13 protein-coding genes are annotated in these 15,581 nt (G+C 72.5%); 4 read left to right on the top strand and 9 right to left on the bottom strand.

Going from position 1 to position 15,581, the window contains the following annotated elements:
- The 3 genes from hutU to VFZ92_RS31000 form a co-directional block, all read right to left on the bottom strand.
- On the bottom strand, positions 1-1,582 hold a 1,582-nt coding region (gene hutU, locus VFZ92_RS31010; RefSeq protein ID WP_330879617.1), incomplete at its 3' end, for a urocanate hydratase.
- Positions 1,579-3,087: a histidine ammonia-lyase gene (gene hutH, locus VFZ92_RS31005; protein WP_414720070.1), complete on the bottom strand. Its 1,509-nt coding sequence runs from the start codon at positions 3,085-3,087 to the stop codon at positions 1,579-1,581. The genes hutH and hutU, both read right to left, overlap by 4 nt.
- 162 nt (positions 3,088-3,249) lie before the next feature.
- Positions 3,250-3,432, bottom strand: coding sequence for a hypothetical protein (locus tag VFZ92_RS31000; RefSeq protein ID WP_330879616.1), 183 nt, complete (start codon positions 3,430-3,432; stop codon positions 3,250-3,252).
- A gap of 177 nt (positions 3,433-3,609) precedes the next feature.
- On the opposite strand from VFZ92_RS31000, the gene VFZ92_RS30995 reads away from it, so the two are divergent.
- The 3 genes from VFZ92_RS30995 (at position 3,610) to VFZ92_RS30985 (ending at position 5,723) form a co-directional block, all read left to right on the top strand.
- The gene (locus tag VFZ92_RS30995; RefSeq protein WP_330879615.1) at positions 3,610-3,828 is read left to right on the top strand and encodes a hypothetical protein; all 219 of its coding nucleotides are present in this window, start codon (positions 3,610-3,612) and stop codon (positions 3,826-3,828) included.
- 20 nt (positions 3,829-3,848) lie between these two features.
- The gene (locus VFZ92_RS30990; protein WP_330879614.1) at positions 3,849-4,793 is read left to right on the top strand and encodes an NAD-dependent epimerase/dehydratase family protein; all 945 of its coding nucleotides are present in this window, start codon (positions 3,849-3,851) and stop codon (positions 4,791-4,793) included.
- Positions 4,794-4,940: 147 nt separating this feature from the next.
- Entirely contained in the window at positions 4,941-5,723 is a 783-nt protein-coding gene (locus tag VFZ92_RS30985; RefSeq protein ID WP_330879613.1) for an IclR family transcriptional regulator, read from the top strand.
- A gap of 48 nt (positions 5,724-5,771) precedes the next feature.
- Here VFZ92_RS30985 and VFZ92_RS30980 read toward each other — a convergent pair whose 3' ends face one another.
- The 4 genes from VFZ92_RS30980 to VFZ92_RS30965 are packed head-to-tail and all read right to left on the bottom strand — an operon-like array spanning position 5,772 to position 9,155.
- Positions 5,772-6,659, bottom strand: coding sequence for an ABC transporter substrate-binding protein (locus VFZ92_RS30980; RefSeq protein WP_330879612.1), 888 nt, complete (start codon positions 6,657-6,659; stop codon positions 5,772-5,774).
- The gene (locus tag VFZ92_RS30975) at positions 6,656-7,402 is read right to left on the bottom strand and encodes an ABC transporter permease (protein ID WP_414720072.1); all 747 of its coding nucleotides are present in this window, start codon (positions 7,400-7,402) and stop codon (positions 6,656-6,658) included. Before VFZ92_RS30975 ends, VFZ92_RS30980 begins: the two co-directional genes overlap by 4 nt.
- On the bottom strand, positions 7,402-8,010 hold the full coding sequence (locus VFZ92_RS30970; RefSeq protein ID WP_414720071.1) for an ABC transporter permease: 609 nt from the start codon (positions 8,008-8,010) through the stop codon (positions 7,402-7,404). The genes VFZ92_RS30975 and VFZ92_RS30970 overlap by 1 nt, the downstream gene beginning before the upstream one ends.
- 59 nt (positions 8,011-8,069) lie before the next feature.
- Entirely contained in the window at positions 8,070-9,155 is a 1,086-nt protein-coding gene (locus VFZ92_RS30965; protein WP_330879609.1) for an ABC transporter ATP-binding protein, read from the bottom strand.
- 174 nt (positions 9,156-9,329) lie between these two features.
- On the opposite strand from VFZ92_RS30965, the gene VFZ92_RS30960 reads away from it, so the two are divergent.
- Complete coding sequence (locus VFZ92_RS30960; protein ID WP_330879608.1) at positions 9,330-10,907, top strand: bis-aminopropyl spermidine synthase family protein; 1,578 nt, start codon at positions 9,330-9,332, stop codon at positions 10,905-10,907.
- Here the strand turns inward: VFZ92_RS30960 and VFZ92_RS30955 are convergent.
- Positions 10,904-14,083 (bottom strand): sensor domain-containing protein, encoded by a 3,180-nt coding sequence (locus tag VFZ92_RS30955; protein WP_330879607.1) that lies wholly within the window; start codon positions 14,081-14,083, stop codon positions 10,904-10,906. The genes VFZ92_RS30960 and VFZ92_RS30955 overlap by 4 nt on opposite strands.
- Positions 14,084-14,336: 253 nt before the next feature.
- The gene (locus tag VFZ92_RS30950; RefSeq protein WP_330879606.1) at positions 14,337-15,524 is read right to left on the bottom strand and encodes an NAD(P)-dependent malic enzyme; all 1,188 of its coding nucleotides are present in this window, start codon (positions 15,522-15,524) and stop codon (positions 14,337-14,339) included.
- Between the last annotated feature and the right edge of the window lie 57 nt (positions 15,525-15,581).

The raw sequence follows: 15,581 nt of genomic DNA, 5'->3' as shown, positions 1-15,581 counted from the left end.
CGTCGACGTGCCGCAGCACGCCCGTGCCGGGGTCGTTGGTCAGCACGCGCTCGATCTTCTGCGCCGCCAGCTCCGTCCCGTCGGCCACCGTGACCTGACCGGCGTGAATCGAGCGGCCGATGCCGACACCGCCGCCGTGGTGGATCGACACCCAGCTCGCCCCCGACGCCGTGTTGATCATCGCGTTGAGCAGCGGCCAGTCGGCGATCGCGTCGGAGCCGTCGGCCCTCGCCTCGGTCTCCCGGTACGGGGAGGCGACCGAACCGCAGTCGAGGTGGTCCCGGCCGATCACGACCGGCGCGGACAGCTCGCCGCTCGCGACCATCTCGTTGAACTTCAGGCCCGCGAGGTGGCGTTCGCCGTAGCCGAGCCAGCAGATCCGGGCGGGCAGGCCCTGGAACTCCACGCGCTCACCGGCCATCGTGATCCACCGGGCGAGCTTCTCGTTCTCCGGGAACAGCTCCAGGATCGCCCTGTCGGTCTTGGCGATGTCGGCCGGGTCTCCGGACAGCGCGGCCCAGCGGAACGGGCCCTTGCCCTCGCAGAACAGCGGGCGGATGTAGGCGGGGACGAAACCGGGGAAGTCGAACGCCCGCTCGAACCCGCCGAGCTTGGCCTCGCCGCGGATCGAGTTGCCGTAGTCGAACACCTCGGCGCCGCGGTCGAGGAACCCGACCATGGCCTCGACGTGCGCGGCCATCGACGCGCGGGCGCGCTCGGTGAACTCCTCCGGCTTGGTGGCCGCGTAGTCCTGCCAGTCCTCCAGCGCGACCCCGGCGGGCAGGTACGCCAGCGGGTCGTGCGCGGAGGTCTGGTCGGTGACGACGTCCACGTCCACGCCGCGGCGCAGCAGCTCCGGCAGCACCTCGGCCGCGTTGCCGACGACACCGACGGACAGCGGGGTGCCGGAGGCCTTGGCCGCGAGCACGCGGGCGACGGCGTCGTCCAGGTCGTCGGCGACCTCGTCCAGGTACCGGGTCTCCACCCGGCGCTGGACGCGGTGCGGGTCGACGTCGACGCAGAGGGCCACGCCCTCGTTCATCGTGACCGCGAGGGGCTGCGCGCCGCCCATGCCGCCGAGGCCCGCGGTGACCGTGAGGGTGCCGCGCAGCGTGCCGCCGAAGCGCTTGTCCGCCACGGCGCCGAACGTCTCGTAGGTGCCCTGGAGGATGCCCTGGGTGCCGATGTAGATCCACGACCCGGCGGTCATCTGGCCGTACATGGTCAGGCCCGCGGCTTCGAGCCTGCGGAACTCGGGCCAGTTCGCCCAGTCCGGCACCAGGTTCGAGTTGGCGATGAGCACGCGCGGCGCCCACTCGTGGGTGCGCAGGACGCCGACCGGGCGGCCCGACTGCACCAGCAGCGTCTCGTCGTCGGCCAGGTTCTCCAGCTCGCGGGTGATGGCGTGGAAGCTCGGCCAGTCGCGGGCGGCCTTGCCGGTGCCGCCGTAGACCACGAGGTCCTCGGGGCGCTCGGCCACGTCGGGGTCGAGGTTGTTGTGGAACATGCGCAGAGCGGCCTCGGTGGACCAGCTCCTGGCGGTCAGGTCCAGACCGCGCTTGGCACGAATCTCGGAGGTCAACGGAGGGCTCCACTTCGGATCAGGGCCTCGGCGGCCGCGATTTCGGGGGCGAGGTGCCGGTCCGGGCCCGGGCCCGCGACGGTCTCGCGGAGCTTCGCCACGGCCGCCGCGGTGGCGGGCGCGGGTTTGAGCGGTGCGCGCAGGTCCAGCGCGCGGGCGGCGGTCAGGAGTTCGACGGCCAGCACGGTGGTCAGCCCGTCGACGGCCTTGCGCAGCTTGCGGGCGGCGGACCAGCCCATGGACACGTGGTCCTCCTGCATCGCCGAACTCGGGATGGAGTCGACGGAGGCGGGCACGGCCAGGCGCTTCAGCTCGGACACGATCGCGGCCTGCGTGTACTGGGCGATCATGTGGCCGGAGTCGACGCCGGGGTCGTCGGCGAGGAACGGCGGCAGCCCGTGCGACCGGTTCACGTCGAGCATCCGGTCGGTGCGGCGCTCGGCGATGCTGGCGACGTCCGCGACCGGGATGGCCAGGAAGTCCAGCACGTAGGCGATCGGGGCGCCGTGGAAGTTGCCGTTCGACTCCACCCGGCCGTCGGCCAGCACCACCGGGTTGTCGATCACGCTCGCGAGTTCGCGGTCGGCGACCACCTCGGCGTAGGCGACGGTGTCGCGGGCGGCGCCGTGCACCTGCGGGGAGCAGCGCAGCGAGTACGCGTCCTGCACGCGGGTGCAGTCGGGGCCGCGGTGGCTCTCCATGATCTCCGAGCCCCGCAGCAGCCCGGCGATCCGGGCGGCGGACGCGGACTGGCCGGGGTGCGGGCGCAGGGCGTGCAGGTCGGCGGCGAACACCCGGTCGGTGCCCAGCAGCGCCTCGACGCTCATCGCGGCCGTGAGGTCGGCCAGGTCCAGCAGGGCGTGCAGGTCGCTGATGGCGAGCACCAGCATGCCGAGCATGCCGTCGGTGCCGTTGATCAGCGCCAGGCCCTCCTTCTCGGCCAGCACGACGGGCTCGATCCCGGCCGCGCGCAGCGCGACGCCCGCCTCGACCAGTTCGCCCGACGCGTCGCGCACCATCCCCTCGCCCATGAGCGCGAGGGCGGCGGCCGACAGCGGCGCCAGGTCGCCGGAGCAGCCCAGCGAGCCGTACTCGTGCACGACCGGCGTGATGCCCGCGTTCAGCATCGCCGCCATCGCGTCGACCGTCTCGGGCCGCACGCCCGTGTGGCCCGTCGACAGGGTCCGCAGCCGCAGCAGCTGGAGCGCGCGGACGACCTCCCGCTCCACCTCCGGCCCGGCCCCGGCCGCGTGCGAGCGGATCAGCGACCGCTGCAACGCCGTCCGCCGGTCCGGCGGGATGTGCCGGACCGCGAGCGCCCCGAACCCCGTCGACACGCCGTAGGTCGGCTGCTCCGCGGTGGCGAGCCGCTCGATGTGCGCCCTCGCCGAGGCCACCAGCTCCCTGGTGGCCTCCGGGATCTCCACCGGCACGCCGCCTCGGGCGACGGCCTGCACGTCCTCGCGGGTCAGCGGCTTCGGACCCAGCTGCACGGGTTGCACCATGTGCACATCACAACCCCCCGAGGCCGTTTCCACGACCCCGGAGGGCACGACTTTGTCTGGTATCCCAGACAGCACCGGTTCAGCGCTCGCCCGGCCAGGACATGTCCGGGTGCGGGTCGACCCGTGCGGCGTTCGCGATGGCGACCAGCCGCTCCACGGGGATCACGTCGGCCGTGCCCGCCACGGGCTGGACGCCGAGCCACCGGGGTCCACCTGGGCGGCCAGGCCGTGGTCTCCGGCGATCCCCCGCGGCCCGCGGACCTCCACGGGCTCGCCGTCGACGAAGGGCTTCCGCGAACCCAGCGCCGCGGCGTGGCGCGTGCCCTCCCACCGGCTGTCGAGCACCTCGACCAGGACGTCGTCCGCCGGGTCGGGTCGCCGCAGGAACGTGGTCCCCCGCCGTCCGGGGTGGCGGACAACCGGCCACCCTCGCCGTCGCGGCAGGCGCGGGGCCGCCGGCGCCGGAGCGGGGGTGGGAGCGCGGTCGGCGGGCGGTGCACGATCGAGGACAGGTTCCCGCACGTGAAGGGCGACCGCCGCACGTACAAGATCCACCTCGGCTCCGGCAACACCATGATCGAGCCGCACAACCGGTACCTGTGCACCGTGCCGAAGGCGGAGAGGACCGAGACCTACCTGCCGTTCGAGGGCGACCGCACGATGGCGATCACCCTCAGCAAGGCCGTGCTGCCTGCCGAGGACACCGGGACGACCGACCCGACCATCCTCGGCCGGCTCTGACGTCCGGCATGATCGTTCCCATGAGGGTCCTGGTGGTGGGTGCGAGCGGGTTGGTCGGGCAGCACGTCGTGGAGCGGTTGCGGGAACGGCGGCACGAGGTGACCGCCGTCGCCCGCACCGCGCGGCCGGGGATCGACAGGACGTTCGACGCGACCGAGGTCACCGAGGCCGACCTTGCGTCCCTGCTCGCGGGCCACGACGGCGTCGTCTTCGCCGCGGGCAGGGACGACCGGCGGATCCCGCGCAGGCCGTCGTACCCGGTGTTCCACGCGGGCAACGTGGTACCGGTGGTGAAGCTGATGGAGGCGGCCAGGAAGGCGGGCGCCACCAGGGCGGTCGTGCTCGGCTCGTACTACACGCACTTCGACCGCTCGCACCCCGAGTGGGAGCTGGCGGTCACGCACCCGTACGTCCGCAGCCGGGTCGAGCAGGCGCGGGCGGGCCGCGAGGCGGCGGGCCCGAACCTGCCCGTGGCCGTGCTGGAACTGCCGTTCGTGTTCGGCCGCGCGGAGGGCAGGCTGCCGAACTGGTCGGGCGGCCTGGACAGGTGGGTCCGGTCGCGCTCGCCGCTGCTGGTCCCGCCCGGCGGCAGCGCCGCGACGACCGCCACCAGCGTGGCGGACGCCGCCGTGCTGGCGCTGGAGGAGGCGTCCGGCGAGGACATCCCGGTGGTGGACGAGAACCTGACGTGGAAGGACCTGATCAGCCGCATCGCCATCGCGGCCGGTCACTCCCGCAAGGTCCACGACCTCCCCGCCGGGGCGGTGCGCGGCGCCATGACCCTCACCGGGCTGGTCCAGAACCTGACGGGCAAGCAGTCCGGCATGAACCCGGCCGGGATGGCCGATCTGATGCTGCGGGAGCTGTTCGTGAAGCGCGGAACGCCGCGGTCGATCGACCGCGCGATCCGCGAGACGTTCCCGGACCACTCCGCCTGCCGAGGAGGAGCCACCTCCTCCCGCTGATGGCGGCGTGCGGAGAAGACCGGGAGGGACGAGCACCACCCTCTCGGAACGGCGAAGCGGCGCACGGTCGGAGAGGGAGTGGCGGTCCACGTCCCGCGGCACCACTTCGCCCACCCGGGACGGAAAAGACCAACTAGCCTCGGTCGCATGGGAATCAGCAGCGACGTGCCCGCGCTGCGCCGCGGGCTGGCCGTTCTGCAGTTCCTCGCGGGCAGACCGGGCCCGGTGTCGGCGACGGCCGTCGCCCGTGAACTGGCGTTGCCGAGGTCCACGACCTACCACCTGCTGTCCGAGCTGACCGAGGCGGGCTTCGCCACGCACTTCCCCGAGGAGCGCCTGTACGGCCTCGGGGTGGCGTCGTTCGAACTCGGCTCGGCCTACCTCCGCCACGACCCGCTCGAACGGCTGGCGAGGCCGGTGCTGCGCAGGCTCGTCGACCGCGTCGAGCGGACGGCCCACCTGGGTGTCCTGCACGGCGCCGAAGCCCTCTACCTGGTGCGGGAGCAGCCGAGGCAGCCGCAGTCGATCGTGTCCGACGTCGGTGTCCGCCTCCCCGCGCACCTGACCGCCTCCGGTCGGGCGATGCTCGCCAGGCTGCCCGCGGCCCAGGTGCGGGCGCTGTTCCCGACCGCCGCGAGCTTCGTGGACCGCACCGGCCGCGGCCCGCACAGCCTGCCCGCGCTGCGCGCCGTGCTGGGCACCGAACGCCGCCAGGGCTGGTCGGTCGAGGACGGCTACGTGACCGAGGGCTTCGCCTCCGTCGCCGCTCCGGTCTTCGACCACGGCGAACGCCCCATCGCGGCCATCACCGTGACCTTCCGCCACGTGTGCGACGCCGAGTGCGGCGAAACGTGGCCCGAACTCGCCGAGGACGCGCGACTCGCCGCCGAGGAGCTCACCACGCGCATCGGAGGCCGTCCGGTGAGGTGAAGGAAGGGGCCGCCCCGATCGGGACGGCCCCTTCCGCGAGCTGGAGCGTCAGATCTTCTCCTTCGACAGGAAGTCGGCCGCGACGTTCGCGATCGTCTCCTTGTCGACGTCCACGCGCTTGACCAGTTCGGCCAGCTTCTCCGTGGTGAGCGCGGCGGACACCTTGTTCAGCGCCGCCTTGCCCTTGTCGTCCAGCGCGTCGGACCGCAGCAGCGGCACGACGTTCTGCGCCGGGTACATGTTCTTCGGGTCGGCCAGCTCGACGAAGTCGTTCGCCTTGATGTCGGCGGACGTCGTGTAGAGGTTGGCGACCTGGACGGTGCCGCCCTTCAGCGCGTCCACGGTGACCGGGCCACCGGCGTCGGTGGTCTTGATCTCCTTGAACTTCACGCCGTAGACCTCGTTGATCTTCGCTTCCCAGCGCTGGGCCCACTCGCCGGCCGCGCCGAGCACGAAGTCCGGCTTCCCGGCGAGGTCCGCGACGGACTTCACGCCGGCGTCCGCGGTCGCCTTCGTCACCACGAGCACGTCCTTGTCCTCCGCGGCGGACTTGTCCAACACGGACAGCCCGGACGGGGTCTTGGACTTGAGCGCCGAGTACACGTCCTCGGCGGTGGTGGTGGCGTTCGTCTTGTCGAAGTAGTTGAGCAGGTTGCCGGTGTACTCGGGCACGACGCCCAAGGACTTGTCCTGCAACGCCTTCACGACCAGTTCGCGAGCGCCGATGCCCGACTTCACGGTGGCCTTCAGCCCCGCGGTCTTCAACGCGCCCGCGTAGACCTCCGCGAGGATCTTGTTCTCGGTGAAGTCGGCCGAGCCGACGACGACCTCACCCGAGGCGGCCTGCTGTCCGCTGCCGCTGAGGTCTTCCGCCGAACCGCAGGCCGACGCGAGCAGTGCGGCCGCCGCGACGACCACGGCCAAGGAGCGCTTCATGCCGTGCTTCCTCCTGAATCAGGCTGAGCGGCGGTTGCCACCAGCTTCTGCGAGCGTTTGCCCTTCTTCGGGCCGGTCGGCTGGCCCGTCAACCGCAGGCCGCGGGGGACGACGACCTTCTGCCCGCCCGCGAGCAGCAGGTCGAGCGCGACGGCGACCAGCGCGATGAGCACGGCGCCGCCGACGAACTGGCCGTAGTCCAGCACGCGCAGGCCGTCCAGCAGCGGACGGCCGAGGGTCTCGATCCCGACGTACGCGGCGACCGACGCGGTCGCCACGACCTGGAGGGTCGCGTTGCGCAGCCCGCCGATGAGCAGCGGGAGGGCGTTGGGCAGCTCCACCCGCCACAGCACCTGGCCGCCGGTCATCCCCATGCCGCGGGCCGCGTCCACGACGCCGCGGTCGACGTCCTGGATGCCCGCGTAGGTCCCCGCCAGGATCGGCGGGACGGCGAGGACGATCAACGCGACCAGGACGGGACCTGTTCCGCCACCGGCGATCAGGTACAGGAACGTGACCAGGCCCAGCGTCGGCAGCGCGCGCAGCGCGTTGCTGCCGCCGACCAGGAACGTCCCGCCGCGGCCGGTGTGGCCGACGAACAGGCCCAGCGGCACGGCGATGGCGCTCGCGCCGAGCACGGCGCCCAGGCAGTACAGCAGGTGCACGCCGATGCGCACCGGGATCCCCTTGGACCCGCTCCAGTTGACCGGGTCGAACAGCCACGCGAGGGCGTCGGCGAAGATCACGGCTTCACCCCCCGCAGGTTGTTCCACGGCGTGAGCCACTGGCGCAGCGCCACGAGCAGCACGTCGACCAGCAGCGCGAGCAGCAGCGTCAGCACGATGCCGACGACGATCGGCGCGAGGTAGCGGCTGCGGAAGCCGTCGGTGAACAGCACGCCCAGCCCGCCGGTGCCGATGAGGGCACCCACGCTGACCAGGCTGATGTTGCTGACCGACCCGACCCGCAGCCCGGCGAACAGCACCGGCACCGCGAGCGGCAGCTCGACGGTCAGGAACCGGCGCAGCGGCCGGAACCCCATCGCCGTCGCGGCGGCGGTGACGTGGGCGGGCACGGCGTCGAGCGCGTCGCTGACCGGGCGGGTCAGCAGCGCCGTCGTGTAGACCGTCAGCGCGATGACCACGTTGTTGATGTCCAGCACCTGGGTGCCGATCACCGCCGGGATGATCGCGAACAGCGCCAGCGACGGCACCGTGTACACGATGTTCGCGGTGCCGAGCAGCGCGCCGCGGAACCAGCCGTAGCGGTGGCACACCCACCCGAGCACGACGGCCAGCAGGACGGAGATCACCAGCGGCAGCAGCGACAGGTACACGTGCTCCAGCAGCATGTCCCAGATCAGCCCGCGGGTGCCCGCGTCGCCGAGGTACTTGCCGAGGTCGCCCACGGTCAGCCCCTGCTCTCGCGGTGGCCCTCGATCACCGCGAGCACCTGGGTCGCCGTCACCACGCCGACGGCCGCGCCCTCGGGGTCGACGGCCACGCCGAGGCCGGACGGCGACGACAGCGCCGCGTCCAGCGCGCCGCGGACCGACTGCCCCACCTCGAACAGGGAGCCGCCGGGCTTCAGCACGTCCTCCGTCAACGCACCGTCCACAGTGGCCTCCGGCGGGAGCCAGCCGCGCGGCTGCTTCCGCTCGTCCACGGCGAGGCGCCACGCGGGCGCGGCGTCGACCGGTTCGCCGACGACGACCGTCGGCACCGCGCCGACCTCCACACCGGACGCGTCCACGAAGGACAGGCTGCGGTAGCCCCGGTCCTTGCCGACGAAGTGCGCGACGAAGTCGTCCGCCGGCCGCGCGAGCAGCTCGGCGGGCTGGTCGTACTGGGCCAGGATGCCGCCCTCGCGGAACACCGCGACCTTCTCGCCGATGCGGACGGCCTCGTCGATGTCGTGCGTGACGAACACGATGGTCTTGTCCAGTTCCGCCTGGAGGCGCAGCAGCTCGTCCTGCAACCCCTCCCGGACCACGGGGTCGACCGCGCTGAACGGTTCGTCCATCAGCAGCACCGGCGGGTCGGCGGCCAGCGCCCGCGCCACGCCGACCCGCTGCTGCTGGCCGCCCGAGAGCTGCACCGGGTACCGCCTGCCGAGTTCGGCGGGCAGTCCCACCAGCTCCAGCAGCTCCGCGGCGCGGCTCCGGGCCTTGTTCTTGCTCCACCCCATCAGCAGCGGCACCGTGGCGACGTTGTCCAGCACGGTGCGGTGCGGGAACAACCCGGCCTGCTGGATGACGTACCCGATCCCCCGGCGCAACGTCGGTGGATCGACGGACAGCACGTCCTTCCCGTCCACCAGGATCGTGCCGGACGTGGGGTCGATCATGCGGTTGACCATGCGCAACGACGTCGTCTTGCCACAGCCCGACGGTCCGACGAAGACGGTGATCGTGCCGGCTTCGACCGTCAGGTCCAGGCTGTTCACGGCGATCGTCCCGTCGTCGAACCGCTTGGTCACGGCTCGGAACTCGATCACACGAGACCCCTCCGGTAGGGACGGCCGCCAGTCGGCCGCTCTCACACAAAGCGAAGTTCAGGAGAATCGACCCTAGCCCGAACGGCTGACATCGGCAGGCCGTTCCAAGGCGTGGAAGGCCAGACGTCTCCTCCTCGTAACCTTCCGGAACGCACTCACTACTCTGCTCCGGTTGTGGGTACCAACGAGCCGATCGACCGAGTACGAGCCCTCCTGGCCGAACGGGGGGTGCACGCGCGCAGGCTGCGCCCGGTGCTGACGCTGCTCGGTCGGGACTGGCACACCCTCGCCGAACTGGTGCGGCTTCCCGCGGTGCCGCGGCGCACGGTGCAGGAGCTGCTGGCCGCCGCCGAGGAGGACCTGGAGACGCAGGGCGACCGGTACCGGCTCGCCCCGTACCGGGCCTCGGCGTACGCCGAGGCGTTCGGGGTGGACGAGGGCCTCGCGGACCCGGTGAACACCCTGGTGTCGCGGCACACCGACACCCTGCGGTCGATCCTCGCGGACATCGCCAGCGTGCCCGCGCCGCTGACCTCGCTCGACCACGTGCAGGCCACGGCCGACACGGCGCTGAAGCGGGCGCTGTGGCTGGACTCGACGTACGACCTGGGCGGGCGCAGGCTGCTCTGCCTCGGCGACCACGACCTCACCTCGCTGGCGGTGTGCGCGGTGAACCCGGACGTCGAGGTCACCGTGGTGGACGTGGACGACCGGCTGCTGGAGTTCGTCGACGCCCTCGCGACCGAGCGCGGCTGGAACGTCCGCTGCCTGCACGCCGACTTCCGGTTCGGGCTGCCGCCGTCGGTGCTGGAGTCGGCGGACCTGGTGTTCAGCGACCCGCCGTACACGCCGGAGGGGATGGGCCTGTTCGCGGGCCGCGCGATCGACTGCCTCGCCGACCCGGCCCTCGGCCGGGTGCTGCTGGCGTACGGGTTCAGCGACCGCACGCCCGCGCTCGGCCTGAAGGTGCAGCAGGAGCTGCAACGGCTCGGGCTGGTGTTCGAGGCGATCCTGCCCGCGTTCCACCGCTTCGACGGCGCCCAGGCCATCGGCAGCGCCGCCGACCTCTACGTCTGCCGCCCCACGTCCCGCAAGGGCTCGGGCTCGTCCGGCCGGACCGGCATCTACACCCACGGACCCCAGTCCTTGGAGGGCGCGGGCCCCAGCCGGGAGGCGCTGGAGGTGCTGTCCGACCTCGCGCCGCGCCCGGAGTCCTCGCCGCCGCCGAAGCCCCGCAAGCCGGGCTGGTACGAGCCGATCGGCAGGGGCGCGGCCTCGCTCGCCGTCGACCTGACCGGCGACCCCGGTCCGTGGCTGCTGCGCACGCTGCTCGCCAGCGTCCCCGCGCGGCTGGCGGCGCTGGTGCCCAACAATCACCCCAACGTGTCGAGCGAGAAGGGCCAGCGCGAGCTGACGTCGTTGGTGGACAGCCGTTTCCGGCTCCGGTTCCTCCGCGGCACCCCGGACAACAAGCACACGGTCGTGGTGGCGGAGCAGGTTCTGGCGGGTGAGCTGAGCCCCGGCAAGCTCGTCGTCCGCGAGGTCCTGCTGCGCGCGCACGGCAAGCTCGGCAACGTGTGGCGCGAGGCGCTGATCACCGCGTCCCGCGGGGAGCTGACCAAGCGCGCGGCGCGCGAGCGCATCGACGCCGCCGTCGGCGAGCACCCCGACCTGGACGTGCGGCTGGTCGACCTGCCGCGGCACCGGATCGCCGCGCTGCTGCCGCTGGTCGAGGCGTCGGTCGAGGGCTAACCCGCGCGCGGGACGTGCAGCGGGCCGAGCGCGAGCACGGCCCGGAACTCCTTGGCCGCCACCGGGCGGGAGAACAGCCAGCCCTGGTAGGCGTCCACGCCGACGCCGCGCAGCACGTGGAACTGGGTCGCGGTCTCGACGCCCTCGGCGACGCACTTGCGGCCCATCGCCCGCGCCATGTCGACGACGGCCCGCGCGACGGCGAAGTCCGAGGAGTCGTTGCCGACCCCGGAGACGAACCGGCGGTCCACCTTGATGATCTGCGCGGGCAGGTCCTTGAGGCGGGCCAGCGACGAGTAGCCGGTGCCGAAGTCGTCCACGGCGAACTGCACGCCGCGCTGCACCAGCTCGTCCATCGACTGGCGCACCCGTGACGGCAGGTCGACCAGCGCGGTCTCGACCAGCTCCAGCACGACCCGGTTCCACGGGATCCCGGCCTCGGCGATGGTGTCCGCGACGATGTCGACGAACTCCGCGTCACCGGGCACGAGCCCGGACAGGTTGACGGCGATGGACACGGTCCTGCCGTTGTGGGTCGGCCACGTCGACGCCTCGCGCAGCGCGGTCCGCAGCACCCACCGGTCCAGGTCGCGCATCAGGTCGCCCTGCTCGGCGACCGGCAGGAACACGTCCGGCGGCAGCAGCCCCCGGTCCGGGTGCGGCCAGCGCACCAGCGCCTCCGCCGTGATGACCGTGCCGTCGACACCGACGACGGGCTGGTAGTGGAGCTGGAGCTCGTCGTTGGCCAGCGCGTCGCGGAGCTGGCCCTCCAGGTGGACCTGGCGGTCGGCCGAGGCGATCAGCGCGGCGCTGGCCAGCGACACCCGGCCCGCGCCCCGCCTCTTGGCCTCGAACATGGCCGCGTCCGCGAAGCGCAGCAGGTCGGCACCGGTCGTGCGGGCGCCGTTGGGCACCGAGGCGCCGATCGACGCGGACACCCGGACGAGCTGGCCGTGCACCGGGACGGCGGTCCGCAGCAGGCCCGCGACCTTGGTGGCCAGCACGTCCACCCCGCCCGCCTGCTCCAGGTCGGCGCAGATGATCACGTACTCGTCGCCGGACAGCCTGGCGGCCGTGCAGCCCTCGGGCAGCCCGTCCTCCAGCCTCCGCGCCAGCGCGACCAGCAGCTCGTCGCCCGCGTCGTGGCCCAGCGAGTCGTTGACCCGCTTGAAGTTGTCGATGTCGCAGAACAGCACCGCGACCTTGGAGCGGTCCGGGCCGTCCAGCAGCTCGCCCAGGATCTCCTTGACCAGCGCCCGGTTCGGCAGGCCGGTCAGCTCGTCGTGCGTCGCCTGGTGGCGCAGGGCCTCGGCCGTGCGGCGGCGCTCGGTGATGTCCTGGAACACGATCAGCCAGAACCGGCGGCCGTCGTCCTGCACGGACAGCGCGATGTGCAGCTCGCAGTACACCCGCTCGCCGTCCGGGCGGATCAGGATGCGCTGCGGGATCTTGTGGGTGCGGTCCGCGCCCAGCGCCGTCATCCGGCCGACCGACTGGAGCCGCGACGGGTTGTCGTCCGGGTGGGTCATCTGCTCGGCGGTCACGCCGCGCAGCTCCTCCAGCTCCATGCCGAGCAGGTCGCACAGGGCGTCGTTCGCGTCGACCAGCCGCTCGGCCTCGTCGAACAGGCCGATGCCGACCGGGGTGAGCGACACGAGGTCCGCGAACCGCTGGCTGGACCGCTTCATCCGCGTCTCGGCGGCGCGCTGCTCGGTGATGTCCTGCGCCGTGCCGACCGCGCGCGGCCGGTCGCCGGGCTGGCCCTCGACGACGACGCCGTGGGCGCGGAACACCCTGACCTTGCCGTCGCGCCGCACGATCCGGTGCTCGCACTGCACCGGCGACTTGTCGGCGACCAGCTGCTGCCACAGCTCGTCCACCCAGACGCGGTCGTCGGGGTGCACCAGGTCGAGGTAGGTCTGGTAGCTCGTCCGCTCGTCGCGGGGCACGCCGAACAGCTCCGTCAGCATGTCCGACCACACCGTGTCGTCGGACTGGAGGTCCCACTCCCAGACGCCGAGCTTGGCGGCGGCCTGCGCGTCGGCGAGCCTGCGCCGGTCCTCGCGGAGCTGCCGCTCCAGCAGCCTGGCCTCGGTGACGTCCTGGACGGTGCCGTGCAGGCGCTCGACCTGGCCGCCCGGCCCGAACTCCGGGCGCGCGCGGCAGATGAAGACCTTGTCGTTGTGCTTGCTGCGCACCTCGACCTCGACGGTCGACTCGTCCACGGCGCTGAGCAGCTTGTCCCGCAGCTCGTCCATCAGGCCGAGGTCGTCGGGGTGCACGCCGTCGATCAGCTTGGCGCCCGGCTCGTACTCGATCTCGTCGTACATCTCGACGAGGACCTCGCTGCGGTGCATCGCCGCGGTGTCGACCTCGAAGGCCCAGCTGCCGATGCGGGCGATCCGCTGGGCGTCCAGCAGGCGGCGGCGTTCGAGCGCCAGCTCCTGGTCGGCCCGCCACTGCGCGGTCATGTCCATGATGTAGCCGGTGATCAGCTGGGCGCTGCCGTCCGCGGCCATCTTCGCCTCGGCGACGCCGCGGATGCGCCGCAGCTCGCCGTCCGGGCGGATGATCCGGTACTCGACGTCTATGGCGTCGCCGGACAGCTCCCGGTTGGTCCAGTAGCTGGCGACCATCTCGTAGTCGTCCGGGTGCACGACGTCCAGCACGGCCTGCGCGCCCGGCACGACCGTGCCCGGTTCGAGCCCGAGCAGCTCGTAGTGGGAGTCCGACCACACGGTCACGCCCGTGGCCGGGTCGTACTCCCAGGACCCGATCCCCGCGACCCGCTGCACCGTGCGCAGCCTGCGCTGCTCGTCGCGCAGGGCGTCGGCGACGGAGGCCAGGTCGGAGACGTCCACCAGGAGCACGGCCTGGAGGCCCGTGCCGGGGACGGGGTTGCGCACGACGCGCACCGGGAGCGGGGCACCGGTCGACCGGTGCAGCCGGAGGTCCGACTGGTCGCCGAGCAGGAGCTGGCTGAGCCGCTTGCCGACCAGGACGTCCGATGACTCCGCCCGCGCCAGCTCCACGGCGGAGGCGTTCGCCTGCATGACGACACCCTTGGAATCGCACAGCAGGCACGGGGTGTCGGGGAGCGTCACGCCGTCCAGTGTGACGGCCTTCCGCTGGGCAGGCTCGAGCGCCACCGAAGCGTTCCCGGTCCGCTTGGGCACGGCCCCACCCTTCCCGCGTCGACGTCTGTCGCGGCGCAGGGGTGATCAGCCGGCGGACCTGGCTGCACCCGAATTGCGGCAGAAACGCGTCCCTCTCCTCGGACATTCACCCGAGGAGAGGGACGGTAGCGCTTCGGAGCGTCATCGCCCACCCCCTTCGCGGGGTAAGGCGCTACCACGAACGTGGAGACGCTCTCCCTGAAGGTGACGGACGAGTGAGCCAGGACCGGAATTTCGTCCTACTCCTGCAAGATCAGGCTACGCCGTCAACCCGCGCGGCGGCAGCCACAGCGGCCGCGACTTCCGGACCGACCCTCGGGTCGAGCGCGCTCGGCACGATGCGGTCCGCCGCCAGGTCGTCCGAGGCCACGGCCGCGATGGCGTCCGCCGCCGCGAGCTTCATGCCCTCGGTGATCCGGCGGGCGCCCGCGTCCAGCGCCCCGCGGAAGATGCCGGGGAAGGCGAGCACGTTGTTGATCTGGTTCGGGAAGTCGCTCCGGCCCGTGGCCACGATCGCGGCGTGCCGGTTCGCGACGTCCGGGTGCACCTCGGGGTGCGGGTTCGACAGGGCGAACACGATCGAGTCGGACGCCATGCTCGCGACCAGGTCCTCGCCGACCTGCGACGACGAGACGCCGAGGAAGATGTCCGCGCCCCGCAGCGCCTCCGCGATGCCGCCGCGCAGCCCGCTGCCGTTGGTCACGGCGGCCAGCCCCTCCTTGACGGGGTTCAGGCCCGCGCGGCCCTCGTGGATGATGCCGCGCGAGTCGACCAGGGTGACCTCGCCGATGCCCGCGGCCAGCAGGATCTTCGCGCAGGCGACGCCCGCGGCGCCCGCGCCGGAGACGACGACCCGCTGGTTCGCGATGTCCTTGCCCAGGACGGTGTTGGCACCGCGCAGCGCGGCCAGCGCCACGACGGCCGTGCCGTGCTGGTCGTCGTGCATGACCGGGCAGTCCAGGGCCTCGACGACCTTGGCCTCCAGCTCGAAGCAGCGCGGGGCGGAGATGTCCTCCAGGTTCACCGCGCCGAACGACGGCCGCAGCCGCACCAGCGTCTCGACGATCTCGTCCACGTCCGTCGTGTTCAGCACCAGCGGGATGGAGTCGAGCCCGCCGAACGTCTTGAACAGCGCGGACTTGCCCTCCATGACCGGCAGGGAGGCCGAGGGGCCGATGTCGCCGAGGCCGAGGACGGCGGTGCCGTCGCTGACCACGGCGACCAGCCGGTGCGCCCAGGTGTACTTGGCGGCCAGCTCCGGCTCGCGGGCGATGGCGCTGCTGACCTTCGCGACGCCCGGCGTGTAGGCGATGGACAGCGCGCGCGGGTCCGCCAGCGACGCCGTCACGCCGAGGCTGAGCTTGCCGCCGACGTGCGCCTCGAAGATCTCGTCGTCCGTCGGCTGGGCGGTGGTCACGGGGTTCTCGTTCAAAGCGGTCACGTCTGGTCCTCCTGCGGTGCGTGCCTGGCGGCGCACCGCGACCAGCGTTGTCACGCT

This window comes from Umezawaea sp., from assembly GCF_036375055.1.
In the GTDB taxonomy this organism is placed as follows: Bacteria; Actinomycetota; Actinomycetes; order Mycobacteriales; family Pseudonocardiaceae; genus Umezawaea.
Note: the sequence above shows the minus strand (reverse complement) of the source record. Positions and strands in the feature narration are given on the sequence as shown.